This is a genomic window from Duganella sp. 1224 (genome assembly GCF_013408245.1).
GTDB lineage: Bacteria > Pseudomonadota > Gammaproteobacteria > Burkholderiales > Burkholderiaceae_D > Rugamonas.
In genome coordinates this window covers 749,025-766,030 of sequence record NZ_JACBYS010000002.1, presented here as the reverse complement: position 1 = coordinate 766,030, position 17,006 = coordinate 749,025, and the positions used below count along the sequence as shown (strand labels likewise).

The 17,006-nt window shown below is 67.2% G+C and carries 17 protein-coding genes; 10 read left to right on the top strand and 7 right to left on the bottom strand.

All coding sequences use genetic code 11. The features are described 5' to 3' along the window. The first annotated feature begins 130 nt into the window (after positions 1-130). The 3 genes from FHW58_RS15475 to FHW58_RS15465 are packed head-to-tail and all read left to right on the top strand — an operon-like array spanning position 131 to position 1,807. Positions 131-445, top strand: a complete 315-nt coding sequence (locus tag FHW58_RS15475) for a hypothetical protein (protein ID WP_179674015.1) — start codon at positions 131-133, stop codon at positions 443-445. Continuing rightward, on the top strand, positions 442-1,032 hold the full coding sequence (locus tag FHW58_RS15470) for an AAA family ATPase (protein ID WP_179674014.1): 591 nt from the start codon (positions 442-444) through the stop codon (positions 1,030-1,032). Before FHW58_RS15475 ends, FHW58_RS15470 begins: the two co-directional genes overlap by 4 nt. 13 nt (positions 1,033-1,045) lie before the next feature. Then, entirely contained in the window at positions 1,046-1,807 is a 762-nt protein-coding gene (locus tag FHW58_RS15465) for a TorF family putative porin (RefSeq protein WP_179674013.1), read from the top strand. Here the strand turns inward: FHW58_RS15465 and FHW58_RS15460 are convergent. The 3 genes from FHW58_RS15460 to dapA form a co-directional block, all read right to left on the bottom strand. Further along, positions 1,804-2,451 (bottom strand): hypothetical protein, encoded by a 648-nt coding sequence (locus FHW58_RS15460; RefSeq protein WP_179674012.1) that lies wholly within the window; start codon positions 2,449-2,451, stop codon positions 1,804-1,806. The two genes, FHW58_RS15465 and FHW58_RS15460, sit on opposite strands and share 4 nt — an antisense overlap. A gap of 216 nt (positions 2,452-2,667) precedes the next feature. After that, complete coding sequence (locus tag FHW58_RS15455) at positions 2,668-3,255, bottom strand: hypothetical protein (RefSeq protein ID WP_179674011.1); 588 nt, start codon at positions 3,253-3,255, stop codon at positions 2,668-2,670. After that, positions 3,252-4,253 carry a 4-hydroxy-tetrahydrodipicolinate synthase gene (gene dapA, locus FHW58_RS15450; protein WP_229265334.1) on the bottom strand — a complete coding sequence of 334 codons (1,002 nt, stop codon included), beginning with the start codon at positions 4,251-4,253 and terminating at the stop codon, positions 3,252-3,254. Before dapA ends, FHW58_RS15455 begins: the two co-directional genes overlap by 4 nt. Before the next feature lie 282 nt (positions 4,254-4,535). Here dapA and kdpF point away from each other — a divergent pair, with 282 nt between their 5' ends. Genes kdpF through kdpE form a run of 6 tightly spaced genes read left to right on the top strand, consistent with a single transcriptional unit; the run spans position 4,536 to position 12,774 of the window. Then, entirely contained in the window at positions 4,536-4,625 is a 90-nt protein-coding gene (kdpF, locus tag FHW58_RS15445) for a K(+)-transporting ATPase subunit F (RefSeq protein ID WP_179674010.1), read from the top strand. Next, positions 4,625-6,427 carry a potassium-transporting ATPase subunit KdpA gene (gene kdpA / locus FHW58_RS15440; RefSeq protein WP_179674009.1) on the top strand — a complete coding sequence of 601 codons (1,803 nt, stop codon included), beginning with the start codon at positions 4,625-4,627 and terminating at the stop codon, positions 6,425-6,427. The genes kdpF and kdpA overlap by 1 nt, the downstream gene beginning before the upstream one ends. A 9-nt stretch (positions 6,428-6,436) precedes the next feature. Beyond that, positions 6,437-8,560, top strand: a complete 2,124-nt coding sequence (kdpB, locus tag FHW58_RS15435; protein ID WP_179674008.1) for a potassium-transporting ATPase subunit KdpB — start codon at positions 6,437-6,439, stop codon at positions 8,558-8,560. A gap of 43 nt (positions 8,561-8,603) precedes the next feature. Further along, positions 8,604-9,215, top strand: coding sequence for a potassium-transporting ATPase subunit KdpC (gene kdpC / locus FHW58_RS15430; RefSeq protein ID WP_179674007.1), 612 nt, complete (start codon positions 8,604-8,606; stop codon positions 9,213-9,215). A 15-nt stretch (positions 9,216-9,230) separates the two neighbouring features. Beyond that, the gene (locus FHW58_RS15425; protein WP_179674006.1) at positions 9,231-12,074 is read left to right on the top strand and encodes a DUF4118 domain-containing protein; all 2,844 of its coding nucleotides are present in this window, start codon (positions 9,231-9,233) and stop codon (positions 12,072-12,074) included. After that, the gene (gene kdpE, locus FHW58_RS15420; protein ID WP_179674005.1) at positions 12,067-12,774 is read left to right on the top strand and encodes a two-component system response regulator KdpE; all 708 of its coding nucleotides are present in this window, start codon (positions 12,067-12,069) and stop codon (positions 12,772-12,774) included. Before FHW58_RS15425 ends, kdpE begins: the two co-directional genes overlap by 8 nt. Positions 12,775-12,819: 45 nt before the next feature. Here kdpE and FHW58_RS15415 read toward each other — a convergent pair whose 3' ends face one another. The 4 genes from FHW58_RS15415 to FHW58_RS15400 form a co-directional block, all read right to left on the bottom strand. Further along, entirely contained in the window at positions 12,820-13,734 is a 915-nt protein-coding gene (locus FHW58_RS15415) for a GNAT family N-acetyltransferase (protein WP_179674004.1), read from the bottom strand. Between the two features lie 100 nt (positions 13,735-13,834). After that, positions 13,835-15,004, bottom strand: coding sequence for a VWA domain-containing protein (locus tag FHW58_RS15410; RefSeq protein ID WP_179674003.1), 1,170 nt, complete (start codon positions 15,002-15,004; stop codon positions 13,835-13,837). 1 nt (position 15,005) lies between these two features. Beyond that, positions 15,006-15,611, bottom strand: coding sequence for a GNAT family N-acetyltransferase (locus tag FHW58_RS15405; RefSeq protein ID WP_179674002.1), 606 nt, complete (start codon positions 15,609-15,611; stop codon positions 15,006-15,008). Continuing rightward, complete coding sequence (locus FHW58_RS15400) at positions 15,608-16,459, bottom strand: MoxR family ATPase (RefSeq protein ID WP_179674001.1); 852 nt, start codon at positions 16,457-16,459, stop codon at positions 15,608-15,610. Before FHW58_RS15400 ends, FHW58_RS15405 begins: the two co-directional genes overlap by 4 nt. A gap of 191 nt (positions 16,460-16,650) precedes the next feature. On the opposite strand from FHW58_RS15400, the gene FHW58_RS15395 reads away from it, so the two are divergent. Continuing rightward, positions 16,651-16,995, top strand: a complete 345-nt coding sequence (locus FHW58_RS15395; protein WP_179674000.1) for a cytochrome c — start codon at positions 16,651-16,653, stop codon at positions 16,993-16,995. Positions 16,996-17,006: the final 11 nt, after the last annotated feature.

Genomic DNA, 17,006 nt, shown 5'->3' with positions numbered 1-17,006 from the left:
GGGCGCGGCAAAAATTGCGCACCGCGCAATTTATACACGATGTTTACAGGGCGGGGCCGCCTTTTTAGACCGTTTTTACGACGCCGTCGCTAAGCTGACAGGTATCGAAACGCTCACCTGGAGGTTAGTCATGCACGCCTTTTTCCACACCCAAGCCGCGCAACGCCGCGCCAAACCGCCGCGCCGCCCGGCCCCGGCGCGCGGCTGCCTGATGCAGCTGACCGTGGACGTGGGCGCGGTCAGCGACCTGCGGGCGCTGGTGATGCGCACCTGCGGCGGCGCCATGGAGTTCATGCGGGTCGAGGCCTGCGACCACGGCGCCCGCGTCAAGGTCTGGCTGTGCCTGTCGCGGGCGCTGGCCGGGCAGGTGATGGAGGCCGTGATGCGGGCCTTGCCGGGCGCCGAATTCGGCCGCCTGACCGCGCTGGCGCAGAGGAGCGCATGATCATCGCCGTCGCCAACCAAAGCGGCGGCGCCGGCAAGGTCATCGTCGCCAACAATCTGGCGCTGCTGCGGGCACGGGCCGGGCGCCGCGTGCTGCTGCTCGACACCGACCCGCGCGCCGCCTCCTGCGCCTGGTGCGGCGAGCTGGCGGCGGCCGGCGTGCGGCCGCGCGTGGCCGCGCGCGCCCTCTGCGGCCGCGCGCTGGTGGGCGAGCTGGAGCTGCTGCGCCAGCGCTACAACGATATCGTCATCGACACCGAGGGCCGCGACACGGCCGACAGCCGCGCCGCGCTGATCGCCGCGCGGCTGGCGATCGTGCCGCTGGATGTGCCGGTGACAGCCGAGCAGGTCGATCTGGGCAGCCAGTACCAGCTGATTGCCCGCCTGAATGCTGCGCGCATGTTCAATCCGGGCTTGCGCGTGCTGTTTGTTCTGGTTGGCGGCGACCGCGCGCCCGGTGACGAGGAGCGCGCTGCCGTGCGCGCCTACGCGTCGCGGGTGATGTCGGCGACGCTGGCCAGCGCCATTATTCGCGGTCCGGCGCCAGCCGATATGGACGGGCTGTACCGCGAAGTTTTCCACCACTGATAGAAAGTAGAACATGAAAAAGTTAGTACTCGCCGCAGCCGTGGCTACCCTTGCTGTTATTGCCACTGGCGCCCGCGCCGAGGACGTCGCTGCGGAACCTGCGGCGGCGGCGGTGCCGGACAACGCGGTCAGCTTCAACGTCGCGACGATCAGCGATTACCGCTATCGCGGCATTTCGCAAACCCGCCTGAAGCCGGCGCTGCAGGGCGGCGTCGATTACGTCAACAACCCGACCGGTTTCTATCTGGGCGCCTGGGCCTCGACCATTAAATGGATCAAGGACGCCGGCGGCGATGGCAACGTCGAGCTGGACCTGTATGGCGGCAAGCGCGGCCAGATCACCGAGGCGGTGTCGTATGACCTTGGTGTGCTGACCTATGTGTACGCGTCGAACGGTTTGCCGGTCAGCGCCAACACCACCGAGATCTACGGCCAACTGGGTTATGGCCCGGCGTATGTGAAATACTCGCACTCGGTGACCAATCTGTTTGGCTTTGCCGACAGCAAGAACAGCGGCTACCTGGATATCGGCGCCAACCTCGACGCCGGCGACGGCTGGACCATCAATCTGCACGGCGGCCGCCAAGATGTGCGTCACAACGACGCTGCCTCGTACACCGACTGGAAGCTGGGCGTGACCAAGGACTTCGGCGTGGTGACCGGCGCGCTGGCGGTAATCGGCACCAATGCCCAGGAATCGGCCTATACCTCGGCTGCCAACGGCAAATTCCTCGGCAAGACGGCGCTGCAGCTGACCATCAGCAAGGTGTTCTAAGCGGCCGGGGCGGGCGCCGCGCCGTGCGGGTGGCGGCGCTTGCCGCGTCTGCCGCGTTTCCGGAGTTTGTGCTGTTTGCCGTTTTGCGCGGCCGGGGTCTGCCCGGCCGCTGGCGTTGGCTGCGTCGCTTGCCTTGCTGGCGCGATGGCCGGGCGGGCCGGTTTGGCTGGCGGATCGGCAGCTACGTAGTCCGCGCCGGCAAACAGGCGGGCGATCGCGGCTTTTTGCTTGGTGCGGCAGACGTCGGCCAGCACCCATTGTTCATTACCGGGGAAGCGCAGCCAGACGGCTTTCCAGGCATTGCGGTTGCCGCTGCCCTGCAGATTGGCAAAGCCGGAGGGCGTGACGGTCAGATCGCCGCATTTGATGTCGGTGCCGCTGACAGTGGCGAAGTAGGGCTTGCGGCCGAAGCTCGCGCGCAGCCGGGTGCCATCCGGCAGATAGACTTGTTTCCATTGATAGCCGGCGCCGCTGGCGGTACTGGTTGGCTCCTGCGCGGCAGTGGCCGGCGGATGCATGTAGCGGCGGATGGCTTCGCAGATGATGGGTTCCAGCTCCCAGCTGTTCCAGGCAATGCCGGTGAGTTCGCCCAGTTCTACCATCAGGTCGGCAGGCAGGCGCATCGGAAATTGGAGAGTAGGCATGTGGGGGCTCCGAAAAACGGGTTTTACTAAAAGCTGCTCATTCGTGCTATAGAGTGCGGCAGCGCTCTAACACTTACTAAGGTTAGAGCGCCGGCATGGGTTTTAGTTCCCGCGCCGTCCCGTTAGCGTGAAATAGCACCGGATACGATGAGGTAGTACGGAATAGACAATTTTAGTAAAACGCCGAAAAATGCGACCCCCATGTATATCCTCCCGCTACAGCGGGCAGGCGCGCGGGAACAGGGCGCCCGTGTGAAGGTCGGCGCGCTGGGGGAAGATTTCGCGGTACAGGTGGCGCACCTCGGGGGCGCACAGTTTGCGGTCTTCCTTGTAGGCCTGCAGCTCCAGTTCGCTGTGGCGCGAGTGGTAGGTGTCGTGGCCATCTTCGAGTACCAGCGTGTCGGCCAGGCGGGCGTGCGGCAGCTGGGCGACAAACACCAGCACACAGCCGGCCTGATGCGCCGTCAATGGGCGGCGGCCGTGCGCCACCGTCACTAGCACCCGCGCCGCCGGATTCACGCTCTGCATCACCTTCAAGCGCGCCAGCAGTTCGGCGCAGCCATCGCGCTCCAGCGCCTCGGGACGCAGCAGCGCCAGAATCACGCTGGCGCGGGCCAGCGCCGTGTCCTGGCTGCGCAGCGAGGCGTCGATCACCAGATCGTCGAACAGCTGGGCGTCATAGGGGCGCGGATTGGGCGACACCAGCAGCACGCGCTTGCCAGCCGCCACGCGCAGCATGGCCAGGTCTTCGGCCAGATCGGCGACCGCGCTGTCGCCGTCTTCACCAGTCAGGGCGACGATCATACGGCCGCCGTGGCATGCGCCAGCGAATAGCGCGCCGTGCGCGCGGCTGCCGACGTTGCTGTCGTTGCCGCCGCTGCCGGGCGTTGCGGCCGGTACAGCGGCACCGCCTCCAGCGCCTCCAGCGCCGCCGCCAGCTTCTGGCGGCAGGTTTCGGTGGCCGGCACCATCGGCAGCCGCAATTCATCGCGCAGCAGGCCCTGCATCGACAGTGCGGCTTTCAGCGGCGCCGGATTCGGTTCCGAGAACAGCAGCCGCATCATCGGCAGCAGGCGTTCGGCCAACGCGCAGGCTTCCACCAGACGCTGCTCGCGCACCAGATCGAATAGCTGCACATACAGGTCGGCGCGAATGTGCGCCGAGGCCGAAATGGCCCCATGGGCGCCGCCGCACAGCGCGGCAAACAGCAGCACATCGTCGCCGCACAGTACCGACAATGGCGTTTGCTGCACCAGATCGGTCATCTGCTGCAGGCTGCCGCCGGCTTCCTTGATGGCGACAAACTGTGGCCGCTGCGCCAGCCGCTCGGCGGTGGCCAGTTCCAGGTTGACGCCGGTGCGCGCCGGCACGTTGTACAGCACGATGGGGCGGGCGGTGGCGTCGGCGATGGTCTCGAAGTGGCGCACCAGCCCCTCCTGCGACGGCCGCACATAGGCCGGCGTCGATACCAGATAGCCGGCCAGGTCGGTGTCATCGAATTCCAGCACGCGGCTGGCGGCGGCAAAGGTATCGCTGCCGCCGATGCCCATCATGACCGGGCAGCGCTGGTGCGAACCATGCGCCCCGTGCGCGCCCTGCGCTACCTCCAGCACCGCCGCCAGCGCCGCGCTCTGCTCGGCCAGGTCCAGCTGCGGCGCCTCGCCGGTGGTGCCGCACACCACCAGGCCGTGGACGCCGTCGTCGATCAGGCGCGCGGCCAGCCGCTGCAGCTGCGCCAGGTCGATTTCGCCGTGGCGCATGGGGGTGGCCAGCGGCACCCAGATGCCGTGTAAAGAAGTCATGATAGTCCGAGGTAGTTGCGATGGATCCAGCGTAGCCAAGCGCCCGTAAAAATGTTCTAAAGAGTGGCCCGCCGGGCGTAAAGAAAACATAAATTTTTACGCCTTGTTTACACCCCGCCGGCAAGTCTTTACAAAATCTTTAGACCGATTTGGCTAACCTTCAGGCTATCAAAACAAGACCTGTGAGGGTGTGATGGACATCGTATTTATCGGCGCAATCGTGCTGTTTTATCTGCTGACGGCGGCGCTGGCCGCCGGCTGCGACAAGCTGGGAGGCAAACAATGAATACCTTCTATGTGATCGGCGCGGTGGCGTCGGCCGGCCTGCTGGTCTATCTGGTGGTGGCGCTGCTGAAAGCGGAGGACCTGTAATGAGCATGCAATCTGTCGTTCTGCTGATCGTGTTCCTGGCGGCGCTGCTGGCGCTGGCCTGGCCGCTCGGCATCGTGCTGGCGCGCGTCGGTGACGCCGGCGCCGCCGGCAGCAGCCCGCTGCGCGGCTTCGGCTGGCTGGCCAAGCTGGAAAACCTGATTTACCGCCTGGCCGGCGTCAACCCGAAAGAAGGCCAGGGCTGGAAAGCCTACGCCATCTCGCTGCTGCTGTTCAGCGTGATCGGCACGCTGGCCACCTACGCGCTGCAGCGCCTGCAAATCTGGCTGCCGCTGAATCCCCAGGCCATGGCCAATGTCTCGCCGGATTCGGCGTTCGACACCGCCGTCAGCTTTGTCGCCAACACCAACTGGCAGGGCTATAGCGGCGAACAGACCATGAGCTATCTGACCCAGATGCTGGTGCTGGCCGGCCAGAACTTCTTCTCGGCCGCCACCGGCATTGCCGTGGCCTATGCGCTGATCCGCGGCTTCGCCGCGCGCTCGGCCAAATCGATCGGCAACTTCTGGGTCGACCTGGTGCGCTCGACCCTGTACATCCTGCTGCCGCTGTCGCTGATCCTGGCGGTGGTGCTGATGGCGCAGGGTGTGATTCAGAACTTCTCGCCGTACCAGCAAGTGCAACTGCTCGATCCAGTCACTTATAGCCAGCCTAAAACCGGCGCCGACGGCCAGCCGCTGCTGGACGCCCAGGGCCAGCCGGTCACCGAAACGCTGACCGCCACCACGCAAACCATCGCCATGGGGCCGGTGGCCTCGCAGGAAGCGATCAAAATGCTGGGCACCAACGGTGGCGGCTTCTTCAACGCCAACTCGGCCCACCCCTATGAAAATCCTACGGCGCTGAGCAACTTCCTGCAGATGCTGGCGATCTTCATCATTCCGGCCGGCCTGTGCTTCGCCTTCGGCCGCATGGTCGGCGACCGCCGCCAGGGCTGGGCCGTGCTGGGCGCGATGACCTTGCTGTTCGTGCTCTGCACCTGCGTGGTGATGAGCGCCGAGCAGAGCGCCCATCCGGCGCTGCAGGCACTGAATATCGACCAGAGCCAGGGCTATATGGAAGGCAAGGAAACCCGCTTCGGCATCTCCGCCTCGACGCTGTTCGCGGCCGTTACCACCGCCGCCTCGTGCGGCGCGGTCAACGCCATGCACGACTCGTTCACACCGCTGGGCGGCATGATCCCGATGCTGCTGATCCAGTTCGGCGAAGTGATCTTCGGCGGCGTCGGCACCGGCCTGTACGGCATGCTGGTGTTCGCCATCATGGCGGTCTTCATCGCCGGCCTGATGATCGGCCGCACGCCGGAATATCTGGGCAAGAAAATCCAGGCCTATGAAATGAAGATGACCTCGATCGCCATCCTGGTGACGCCGACGCTGGTGCTGGCCGGCACCGCCATCGCCGTGCTGTGCGACGCCGGCAAGGCCGGCATCGCCAACCCCGGCGCCCACGGCTTCTCGGAAATCCTGTACGCCTTCAGCTCGGCCGCCAACAACAACGGCTCGGCGTTTGCCGGCCTGTCGGCCAACACGCCGTTCTACAACAGCATGCTGGCGGTGGCCATGTGGTTTGGCCGCTTCGCCATGATCGTGCCGATCCTGGCGATCGCCGGCTCGCTGGCCGGCAAGCAGCGCCTCGACGCCAACGCCGGCACCATGCCGACCCACGGCGGCATGTTCATCGGCCTGCTGTGCGGCGTGGTGGTGCTGGTCGGGGTGCTGAACTACGTGCCGGCACTGGCACTGGGCCCGGTCGTCGAACACCTGCAGCTGTTTGCCAAATAAGGAATTACCATGTCACAAGCTACTCAAAAAGAGGCGACCTTGTTCACCAATCCGCCCGCCCGCAAACTGCGCATGTTTGACTCCCAGTTGGTGGTGCCGGCGATTGCCGACTCGTTCCGCAAGCTGCATCCGCGCACCCAGTTGCGCAGCCCGGTGATGTTCGTGGTCTACGTCGGCAGCATCATCACCACCCTGCTGGCGGCGCAGGCGCTAAGCGGCCACGGCGAAGCGCCGTTCGGCTTCATCGCCGCCACCGCCGTCTGGCTGTGGTTCACGGTGCTGTTCGCCAACTTCGCCGAAGCGCTGGCCGAGGGCCGCAGCAAGGCGCAGGCGGCCTCGCTGCGCAGCCTGAAGCAGACCGTCACCGCCAAAAAGCTGGCGACGCCGAAGCACGGCACCACCTGGCTGCCGCAGCCGGCGCTGGACCTGCGCAAGGGCCATTACATTCTGGTCGAAGCAGGCGACGTCATTCCGATCGACGGCGAAGTGATCGAAGGCGTGGCCTCGGTCGACGAAAGCGCCATCACCGGCGAATCGGCGCCGGTGATCCGCGAATCGGGCGGCGACTTTTCCTCCGTCACCGGCGGCACCCGCGTGCTGTCGGACTGGCTGGTGGTGCGCGTCACCGCCAATCCGGGCGAAACCTTCCTCGACCGCATGATCTCGATGGTGGAGGGCGCCAAGCGCCAGAAAACCCCGAACGAGATCGCCCTGACGATTTTGCTGGTGGCGCTGACCATCGTGTTCCTGATCGTCACCGTGACCCTGCTGCCGTTCTCGCTGTTCTCGGTCGGCGCCGCCGGCGCCGGCACGCCGGTCAGCATCACCGTGCTGATCGCCTTGCTGGTGTGCCTGATCCCGACCACCATTGGCGGCCTGCTGAGCGCGATCGGCGTGGCCGGCATGAGCCGCATGATGCAGGCCAACGTGATCGCCACCTCGGGCCGCGCGGTGGAAGCCGCCGGCGACGTCGACGTGCTGCTGCTGGATAAAACCGGCACCATCACGCTGGGCAACCGCCAGGCCTCGAGCTTCGTGCCGGCGCCGGGCGTCAGCGAACAGCAACTGGCGGACGTCGCGCAACTGGCCTCGCTGGCCGACGACACGCCGGAAGGCCGCAGCATCGTGGTGCTGGCCAAGCAAAAGTTCAACATCCGCGAACGCGAAATGGCGTCGCTGAACGCCACCTTCGTGCCGTTCACCGCGCAAACCCGCATGTCCGGCATCGACCTGCCGGGCGCGGATGGCACGGTACGCGCCGTGCGCAAGGGCGCGGCCGACACCGTGCGCCAGTATGTCGCCGCGCTGGGCCAGCCGTATCCGAACGAAATCGCCCGCAGCGTCGACGATATAGCGCGTCGCGGCAGCACGCCGCTGGTGGTGGTCGATGGCGACCGCGTGATGGGCGTGGTCGAACTGAAAGACATCGTCAAGGGCGGCATCAAGGAACGCTTTGCCGAACTGCGCCGCATGGGCATCAAGACCGTGATGATCACCGGCGACAACAAGCTGACCGCCGCCGCCATCGCCGCCGAAGCCGGCGTCGACGACTTCCTGGCCGAAGCCACGCCGGAAGACAAGCTCAAGTTGATCCGCAGCTACCAGGCCGAAGGCCGGCTGGTGGCGATGACCGGCGACGGCACCAACGACGCCCCGGCGCTGGCCCAGGCCGACGTCGCGGTGGCGATGAACTCCGGCACCCAGGCCGCCAAGGAGGCCGGCAACATGGTCGATCTCGATTCGAACCCGACCAAGCTGCTGGAAATCGTTGAAATCGGCAAACAGATGCTGATGACGCGCGGCTCGCTGACGACGTTCTCGATCTCGAACGACATCGCCAAATACTTTGCCATCATCCCGGCGGCGTTTGTCGGCACCTACCCGCAGCTGAAGGCGCTCGACATCATGCAACTGGCCAGCCCGGCCTCGGCGATCATGTCGGCGGTGATCTTCAACGCCCTGATCATCATGGTGCTGATCCCGCTGGCACTGAAAGGCGTGCCATACCGGGCCATCGGCGCGGTGGCGCTGCTGCGCCGCAACCTGCTGCTGTACGGCGTCGGCGGCATCATCCTGCCGTTCATCGGCATCAAGGCCATCGATCTGCTGCTGGCCGCCCTCAACCTCGTTTAATCTCACGCCCCCTCGCTGGACGAGGGGGCAGCAAGGAGTTCCCATGGCATCGCAACTGCGTCCCGCCCTCACCATCTTCGCCGCACTGACCGTGCTCTGCGGCGTCATCTACCCGCTGGCCGTCAGCGGCATCGGCCAGACCGCCTTCGCCGACCAGGCCAATGGCAGCCTGGTCAGCGTCAACGGCAAAGTGGTCGGCTCGGCGCTGATCGGCCAGGCCTTCACCTCGCCGCAGTACTTCTGGAGCCGGCCGTCGGCCACCGCGCCGATGCCCAACAACGCCAGCGGCTCGAGCGGCGCCAACCAGGGGCCGACCAACCCGGCCCTGATCGACGCCGTCAAAGGCCGCATCGACGCGCTGCACGCTGCCGACGCCGCGGTGGGCGTCCACAACAGCGCAGCGATCCCGGTCGACCTGGTGACTGCTTCGGCCAGCGGCCTCGATCCCGAGATCAGCCTGGCCGCCGCCCGTTACCAGGCCGGCCGCATCGCTGCCGCGCGCCGCGTCAGCAGCGAGCAGGTGCTGGCGCTGATCGCCCGCGAGCAGCAGAAACAGTGGTTCGGCTTCTTCGGTGAAAGCCGCGTCAATGTCCTGGCGCTGAACCTGGCGCTGGACCGGGCGGCGCATATGGCCACCCCGCCGGACCACGGCTAAGGGTACAATCCGCGCATGGCCCTGTTCCCCCACGATTCCGTCCGACCCGACCCCGATGCGCTGCTGGCGCAGGTGCAGGCACAGGAACGCAAGGCCGCGCGCGGCAAGCTGCGGATCTACTTCGGCGCCTCGGCCGGCGTCGGCAAAACCTACGCCATGCTGGCCGCCGCCCGCAAACTGCAGGCCGACGGCCAGCCGGTGCTGGTCGGCGTGGTGGAAACCCACGGCCGCGCCGACACCGCCGCCATGCTGGCCGGGCTGCCGCTGCTGGCGCCCCGCCAGGTCGCCTACCGTGGCAAACAGATCGCCGAGTTCGACCTCGATGGCGCGCTGGCGGCCCAGCCGCCCTTGATCCTGATGGACGAACTGGCGCACAGCAACGCGCCCGGCTCGCGCCATCCGAAGCGCTGGCAAGACGTCGAAGAACTGCTGGACGCCGGCATCGACGTGCTCACCACCGTCAACGTGCAGCATCTGGAAAGCCTGAACGACGTGGTGGGCGGCATCACCGGCATCCGTGTCGCCGAAACCGTGCCCGACACCGTGTTCGACCAGGCCGACGAAGTGGTGCTGGTCGACCTGCCGGCCGACGAACTGCTGGCGCGCCTGCAAAGCGGCAAGGTCTACCAGGCGGCGCAAGCCGAACGCGCCTCCAGGAACTTCTTCCGCAAAGGCAACCTGATCGCGCTGCGCGAACTGGCCTTGCGCCGCACTGCCGACCGCGTCGAAGACGACGTCCGCGCCTACCGGGTCGAAAAATCGATTGCCGACATCTGGAAGACCGGCGCCGCGCTGCTGGCCTGCGTCGGCCCGCGCGCCGACGGCGAGCACACGGTGCGCAGCACGGCGCGCCTGGCCAGCCAGCTGGGCACCGGCTGGCACGCGGTGTACGTCGAAACGCCGGCGCTGCAGCGGCTGCCGGCGGCGCAGCGCGAACAGATCCTCAAACACCTCAAGCTGGCCGAAGACCTCGGCGCCAGCACCGCGGTGCTGTCCGGCGCCGACATCGCTGCCGCCGCGCTGGACTACGCACGCAGCCATAATCTGTCCAAGCTGGTGCTGGGCCGCGCGCACCGCACCGTCTGGCCGCAGCCGTGGCGCACACCGCACCTGAAACGGCTGGCACAGCAGGCGCCCGACCTCGACCTGATCGAAATCGGCACCCCGCGCCGGCAGCCGGCCAGCGCGCGCGCGGCCGCGGCCGACGATGCCGCGTCGAGCAGCGCGGCCAGCGCGGGCAACTGGGGCGGCGTCGATGGCGCGGCCCGCAGCGAGGCCGACGCCGCGGCCGATGCCGATGCTGACGCCGCCAGCGCCGCCCAGCGCCGCCGCGCCACCGGCTACCTGGTGGCCGCCGCGGCCAGCCTCGCCACCGCGCTGATCGCGACGCCGCTGCTGGCCTGGCTGGACCTGGCCAACATCGCCATGCTGTTCCTGCTGGTGGTGGTGCTGGTGGCGGTGCGCCACGGCCGCGGGCCGTCGGTGCTGGCGACTTGCGTCAGCGTCGCCAGCTTCGACTTCTTCTTCGTGCCGCCGCGCTTCACGCTGGCCGTCAGCGACTTCCAGTACGTGATCACCTTCGTGGTGATGCTGGCGGTGGGCCTGATCACCGGCCACCTGACGGCCGGCCTGCGCTTCCAGGCGCGGGTGGCCGCGCAGCGCGAGCGGCGCGCGCGGGCGCTGTACGAATTTGCCCGCGAACTGTCCGGCGCCCTGCAAACCGAGCAAATCTTCGACAGCACCCAGCGCGTGATCCAGCACGCCTTCCGCGCGCGCGCCACGCTGCTGCTGCCGGACGACGCTGGCCGGCTGCAGCTGCCGCCGTTCGAGCGCGCCAACCTGATGGCCGACAGCGCCAGCCGCGCGCACCTGTCGGTGCTCGACACCGGCATCGCCCAATGGGCCTACGACCGCGCCGAACCGGCCGGCCTCGGCACCGGCACCCTGCCGGCCAGCCGCATCTTTTACCTGCCGCTGGTGGCGCCGATGCGCACCCGCGGCGTGCTGGCGATCGAGCCGCAGCAGCGGCGCTGGATCCTGATCCCGGAGCAGCGCCAGCAGATCGACACCTTCGCCGCGCTGGCCGCCATCGCGCTGGAGCGGGTGCACTACATCGACGTCGCCCAGAGCGCGCTGGTCAGCATGGAATCCGAGCGGCTGCGCAACTCGCTGCTGGCGGCGCTGTCGCACGACCTGCGCACCCCGCTGACCTCGCTGGTTGGCCTGTCCGAATCGCTGGCCGGCTCACGGCCGGCGCTCAGCGACGCCCAGCAGGACGTGGCGCGCGCGCTGCACGACGAGGCGCTGCGCATGAGCACCATGGTGGCCAACCTGCTCGACATGGCGCGCATCCAGAGCGGCGAAGTCAAATTCAATCTGCAATGGCAGCCGCTGGAAGAAGTGGTCGGCAGCGCGCTGCGCGCCAGCGGCGCCACGCTGCGGGCGCACCACGTCAGCACCCAGCTGCCGGCCGACCTGCCGCTGCTGCACTACGACGCCGTGCTGATCGAGCGGGTGCTGGCCAACCTGCTGGAAAACGCCGCCAAATACACGCCGGCCGGCGCCCACATTGCGATCGGCGCGGCGCTGCACGGCGCCTGGATCGCCATCACCGTCAGCGACGACGGCCCCGGCCTGCCGGCCGGGCGCGAGGAGGCGCTGTTTGAAAAATTCACCCGCGGCGAGCGCGAATCGGCCAAGCCCGGCGTCGGCCTGGGGCTGGCGATCTGCCGCGCCATCGTCGAGGCGCATGGCGGCCAGATCCGCGCCGGCCGCGGCGCCGCCGGCGGCGCCGCCTTCACCTTCACGCTGCCGCTTGGCACACCACCGGCGATGCCGGACGAGGAACCCCATGACTGATCATGCCGCGACCGCCCCGACTGCCCTGCTGGTCGAAGACGAACCGCAAATCCGCCGCTTCGTGCGCGCCGCGCTGGAAGAGGAGGGCTGGCAAGTGTTTGAAGCCGGCGGCCTGCAGCGCGGCCTGATCGACGCCGGCACCCGCAAGCCCGACCTGATCGTGCTCGACCTCGGCCTGCCGGACGGCGACGGCATCGACTTCGTCACCGACCTGCGCAAATGGTCGTCGGTGCCGGTGATCGTGCTGTCGGCGCGCGTCAACGAGGCCGACAAAATCCGCGCACTGGACGCCGGCGCCGACGATTACCTGAGCAAGCCGTTTGGCGTCGGCGAACTGCTGGCGCGGGTGCGCGCCACGCTGCGCCGGCAGCGCCAGCCGGCCGCCGACCAAGGCGGGATGGTGCGCTTTGGCGAGGTGGCGGTCGACCTGCAGCACCGGCGCGTCACGCGCGGCGGCGAACACGTGCACCTGACGCCAACCGAATACCGGCTGCTGGCGGTGCTGGTGGCGAACGCCGGGCGGGTGATGAGCAACCCGCAGCTGCTGCGCGCGGTGTGGGGGCCGTCGCAGTCGGAAAACGGCCACTACCTGCGGATCTACATGGGCCACCTGCGCCACAAGCTGGAGCAGGACCCGACCCAGCCGCGCTACCTGCTGACTGAAACCGCGGTCGGCTACCGCCTGCAGCTGCCCGCATGAGCGCCGCAGCTGCGGGGGCAGACCCCTGTTGGCCGGGCGGCGGCTTCAGTCGCGGACCATGATGTCATAGCCCTTGTCGCTGCTCAGCTGCTGGAAGTGGCGGCGCTGCAACATCTGCATCATTTGCGAGCCGGCCTTGCTGGCCACCACCAGCCGCCGCTGCTGGTAGCGGGTGCAGAAGAAATTCACCATCACCGATCCCAGGCCGGCGCCGCGCTGCGCCGGCGCCACCGCCAGCGCGTGCAGCTCGCGCTCCGGCCCCTTGTTGCCGTCCAGGCCCAGCACCATCATGTAGGCCGCCAGCTGGCCATCGATCTCGGATACCCAGAACTCGATCGGCACCACGGTCTGGCCGCCGTGCCAGACGTCGCGCAGGGCCGCGCCCTCGATGATGCCCTGGCTGAAGCTGTTGCTCAGCGCCGCCTGGTGCACGGCGTCCTGCACGCGCTGGTCGAAGGCGCCATCCTCGCCGCCGGCGTTGGTCAGCGCGATGATGGCCGGCACATCGGCCAGCACCGCGCGGCGGATGGTCGACTCCAGCCGGCGCCGGCGCCGTTCGCGGCGCGCCTGGCGCTGGAAGCTGCGCGCATGGCGGGCGGTGCGCTCGAACAGCAGCCGGCCCTGCCACGCCAGCAGCGCCGCCAGGCCGTAGCCGGCCGCGCTCTGCAGCAGATCGTAGACCAGCATCGGCGGGCTGTCGTGGTGGCGCGTCAGATAAAAATCGGCCACGCGGGCGACGCTGGCGCCCAGCACCGCCAGCGCGGTGGCGCCGGGGCCGAGCCGCCACGCCACCAGCACCACCGCCAGCGTGTAAAACAGGCCAAAGGAAATGGTCGGGCCGCTGCCGACATCGAGCAGGAAAATCGCGGCGATCAGCACGGCGGCGCCGGCCGCGATGCTGCGCGGGCTGGCCGCGCGCAGGCGCGCGCCGAGGCGGCGAAAAGAGAGCAGGATAGACATGGCCGTCAGGCTAAGGGATGGACGGTTGCGCTACAACTTAAGATTTGTAGCAGTTTGTTTCATAAATTTCAATATATTTAACAAAGTTGCGTTTCGTTAATTACTTGCTCAGCGTGCGCATCGCTTGCTCCAGGCCGTTCATGGTCAGCGCGTACATGCGCTGGTGCATCAGCTGGCGGATGATGGCGATCGACTGCCGGTACTGCCACAGGTGCTCGGGCTCGGGATTGAGCCAGACGCATTTCGGAAACGCCGCCGTGAAGCGCGCCAGCCAGGCGCTGCCGGCTTCCTCGTTGTTGTACTCGACCGAGCCGCCCGGCTGCAGGATCTCGTAGGGACTCATGGTGGCATCGCCGACGAAGATCAGCTTGGTGTCCGGCGGGTATTTGCGCAGGATGTCCCAGGTCGGGAAGCGCTCCGAGTGGCGGCGCCGGTTGTTCTGCCACAGGTGGTCGTACACGCAGTTGTGGAAGTAGAAGAACTCCATGTTCTTGAATTCCGACCGGGACGCCGAGAACAGCTCCTCGGTGCGTTCGATGTGGTCGTCCATGCTGCCGCCGACGTCGAACAGCATCAGCACCTTGATGTTGTTCTTGCGCTCGGGCCGCATCCTGATGTCCAGGTAGCCGGCGTTGCTGGCGGTGGCGCGGATGGTGTCGTCCAGCGCAAGTTCGTCGGCCGCGCCCTGGCGCGCGAACTTGCGCAGCCGCCGCAGTGCCACCTTGATGTTGCGGGTGCCGAGTTCGCGCTCGCCGTCGTAGTCCTTGTAGGTGCGCGCCTCCCACACCTTGACCGCCGTGCGGTTGCCGCCCTTGCCGCCGATGCGCACGCCCTCCGGGTTGGTGCCGCCGTGGCCGAACGGCGAGGTGCCGCCGGTGCCGATCCACTTGCTGCCGCCCTCGTGGCGCTCCTGCTGTTCCTTGAGCAGTTCGCGCAAGCGGTCCATCAGCTTGTCGTAGCCGAATTTTTCCAGCGCGGCAATCTGCTCCGGCGTCAGCTCGCGCTTCATGCGCTGCACCAGCCAGTCGAGCGGCACGCCGCCCTGTTCATCGAGCGCCGCGGCGATACCCTTGAAGTACAGGCCGAAGGCGCGGTCGAACTTGTCGAAGTGGGCCTCGTCCTTGACCAGCGTCAGCCGCGACAGGTAGTAAAAATCGTCCAGCGAGCCAAGGATGACCTGCTTTTGCAGCGCCTCCAGCAAGGTCAGGAACTCCTTGATGGTGACCGGGATCCTGGCATCCTTGAGCGTGAAAAAGAAATCGATCAGCATGTCAGCGCACTCCGTGCCGCGCCAGCCGGTCGCGCAGCTGGGCCTTGATCTCCGGCCACTCGCCGGCCGCGATGCTGTACATGACCGTGTCGCGCACGGTGCCGTCGCGGCGCTGCGCGTGGTGGCGCAGCACGCCGTCCTTCTTCGCGCCGAGCCGCTCGATGGCAGCCTGCGACGCGTGGTTGAAATTGTCGGTACGCAGGCCCACCAGCGCCGCCCCCAGCGTCTCGAAGGCGTGCGTCAACAGCAGCAGCTTGCAGGTGGTGTTGACGTGGGTGCGCTGCCAGCGCCGCGCGTACCAGGTGTAGCCGATTTCCAGGCGGCCGATGGCCGGCACGATGTCGTGGTAGCTGGTGGTGCCGATCAGCGTGCCGCTGCCGGCGTCGATCACGGCGAACGCCAGCCGGGTGGGGCGCTGCCCGATGGCCTTGTAGATGTAGGCATCGACCTCGTCCGGCGCCGGCACCGAGGTCACGCGCAGGTGCCACAGCTCGCCGTCGCTGGCGGCCGCGCGCAGGCCGCCGGCGTGGTGCGCGCCGAGCGGCTCCAGCCGTACGCCATGCAGCGCCAGCGTGACCGGCAGCGGCGTGTCGAACGTCGCGCTCATCGGTTCATGCGCGCCATGGCGACCAGGCGCTCGAACAGGTGCACGTCCTGCTCGTTCTTCAGCAGCGCGCCGTGCAGCGGCGGCACGATGGCCTTGGCGTCCTGGCTGCGCAGCGCCTCGGGCGGGATGTCCTCCGCCATCAAGAGCTTGAGCCAGTCGAGGAACTCCGAGGTGGACGGCTTCTTCTTCAGGCCCTGCACCTCGCGCAGCTGGTAAAAGGTCTGCAGCGCCTGCGCCAGCAGGTCGCGCTTCAGGTGCGGGTAGTGCACCTGCACGATTTGCGCCATGGTGTCGCGGTCGGGGAACTGGATGTAGTGGAAGAAGCAGCGGCGCAGGAAGGCGTCCGGCAGCTCCTTCTCGTTGTTGGAGGTGATGATGACCAGCGGCCGGTGCAGCGCCCGCACCATCTCGCGCGTCTCGTAGACATAGAACTCCATGCGGTCCAGCTCGCGCAGCAGGTCGTTGGGGAACTCGATGTCGGCCTTGTCGATTTCATCGATCAGCAGCACCACCGGCTCGGGCGCGGTGAAGGCCTGCCACAGCACGCCCTTGACGATGTAGTTGTGGATGTCGCGCACGCGCTCGTCGCCGAGCTGGGAATCGCGCAGGCGCGAGACAGCGTCGTACTCATACAGGCCCTGCTGCGCCTTGGTGGTGGACTTGACGTGCCACTGCAGCAGCGGCCGGTCGAGCGCGGCCGCGACCTCCTCGGCCAGCATGGTCTTGCCGGTGCCGGGCTCGCCCTTGATCAGCAGCGGGCGTTGCAGGGTGAGGGCGGCGTTGACGGCCAGTTTGAGGTCGGCGGTGGCCACGTAGTGGTCGGAACCTTCGAAGCGAGCGGTGGTCATGCGGATTTCCTGGTGAGCGACGTGAAAACAGTATAGAAGGAAACGCCGGCGCGCGGCATGCGACCGAAGCGTGTTGTTTGTAAAAAATACTTGGGTTAGAATCCTTGAAGATATAGAGCAAAAGTCAATAGAATTGACGCGTGGTAGTAGTATCCGAGATCGCAGCATCCGATTACTTACTTAGAGACACCATGAAAAAACTCCCCGCACTCCTCGTGCTCGCAGGCTTGTCGCACATCGCCGCTGTCCACGCGGCCGACGTGGTCGGCAATGTCCAGAACGCCAAAGCCAAGATCGAAATGTGCATCGGCTGCCATGGCATCCCCGGCTACAAGGCCACGTTTCCCGAAGTGTTCCAGGTGCCGATGATCGGCGGCCAGTCGGCCAAGTATATCGAGAACGCGCTGCAGGCCTACAAGAAGGGCGAGCGCAAGCACCCATCGATGCGCGGCATCGCCGCCAGCCTGAGCGACCAGGACATTGCCGACGTGGCGGCGTTCTATTCGCAGCAGACCCGCACGGCAGACCCGAAATGAGGAGCGCTCCC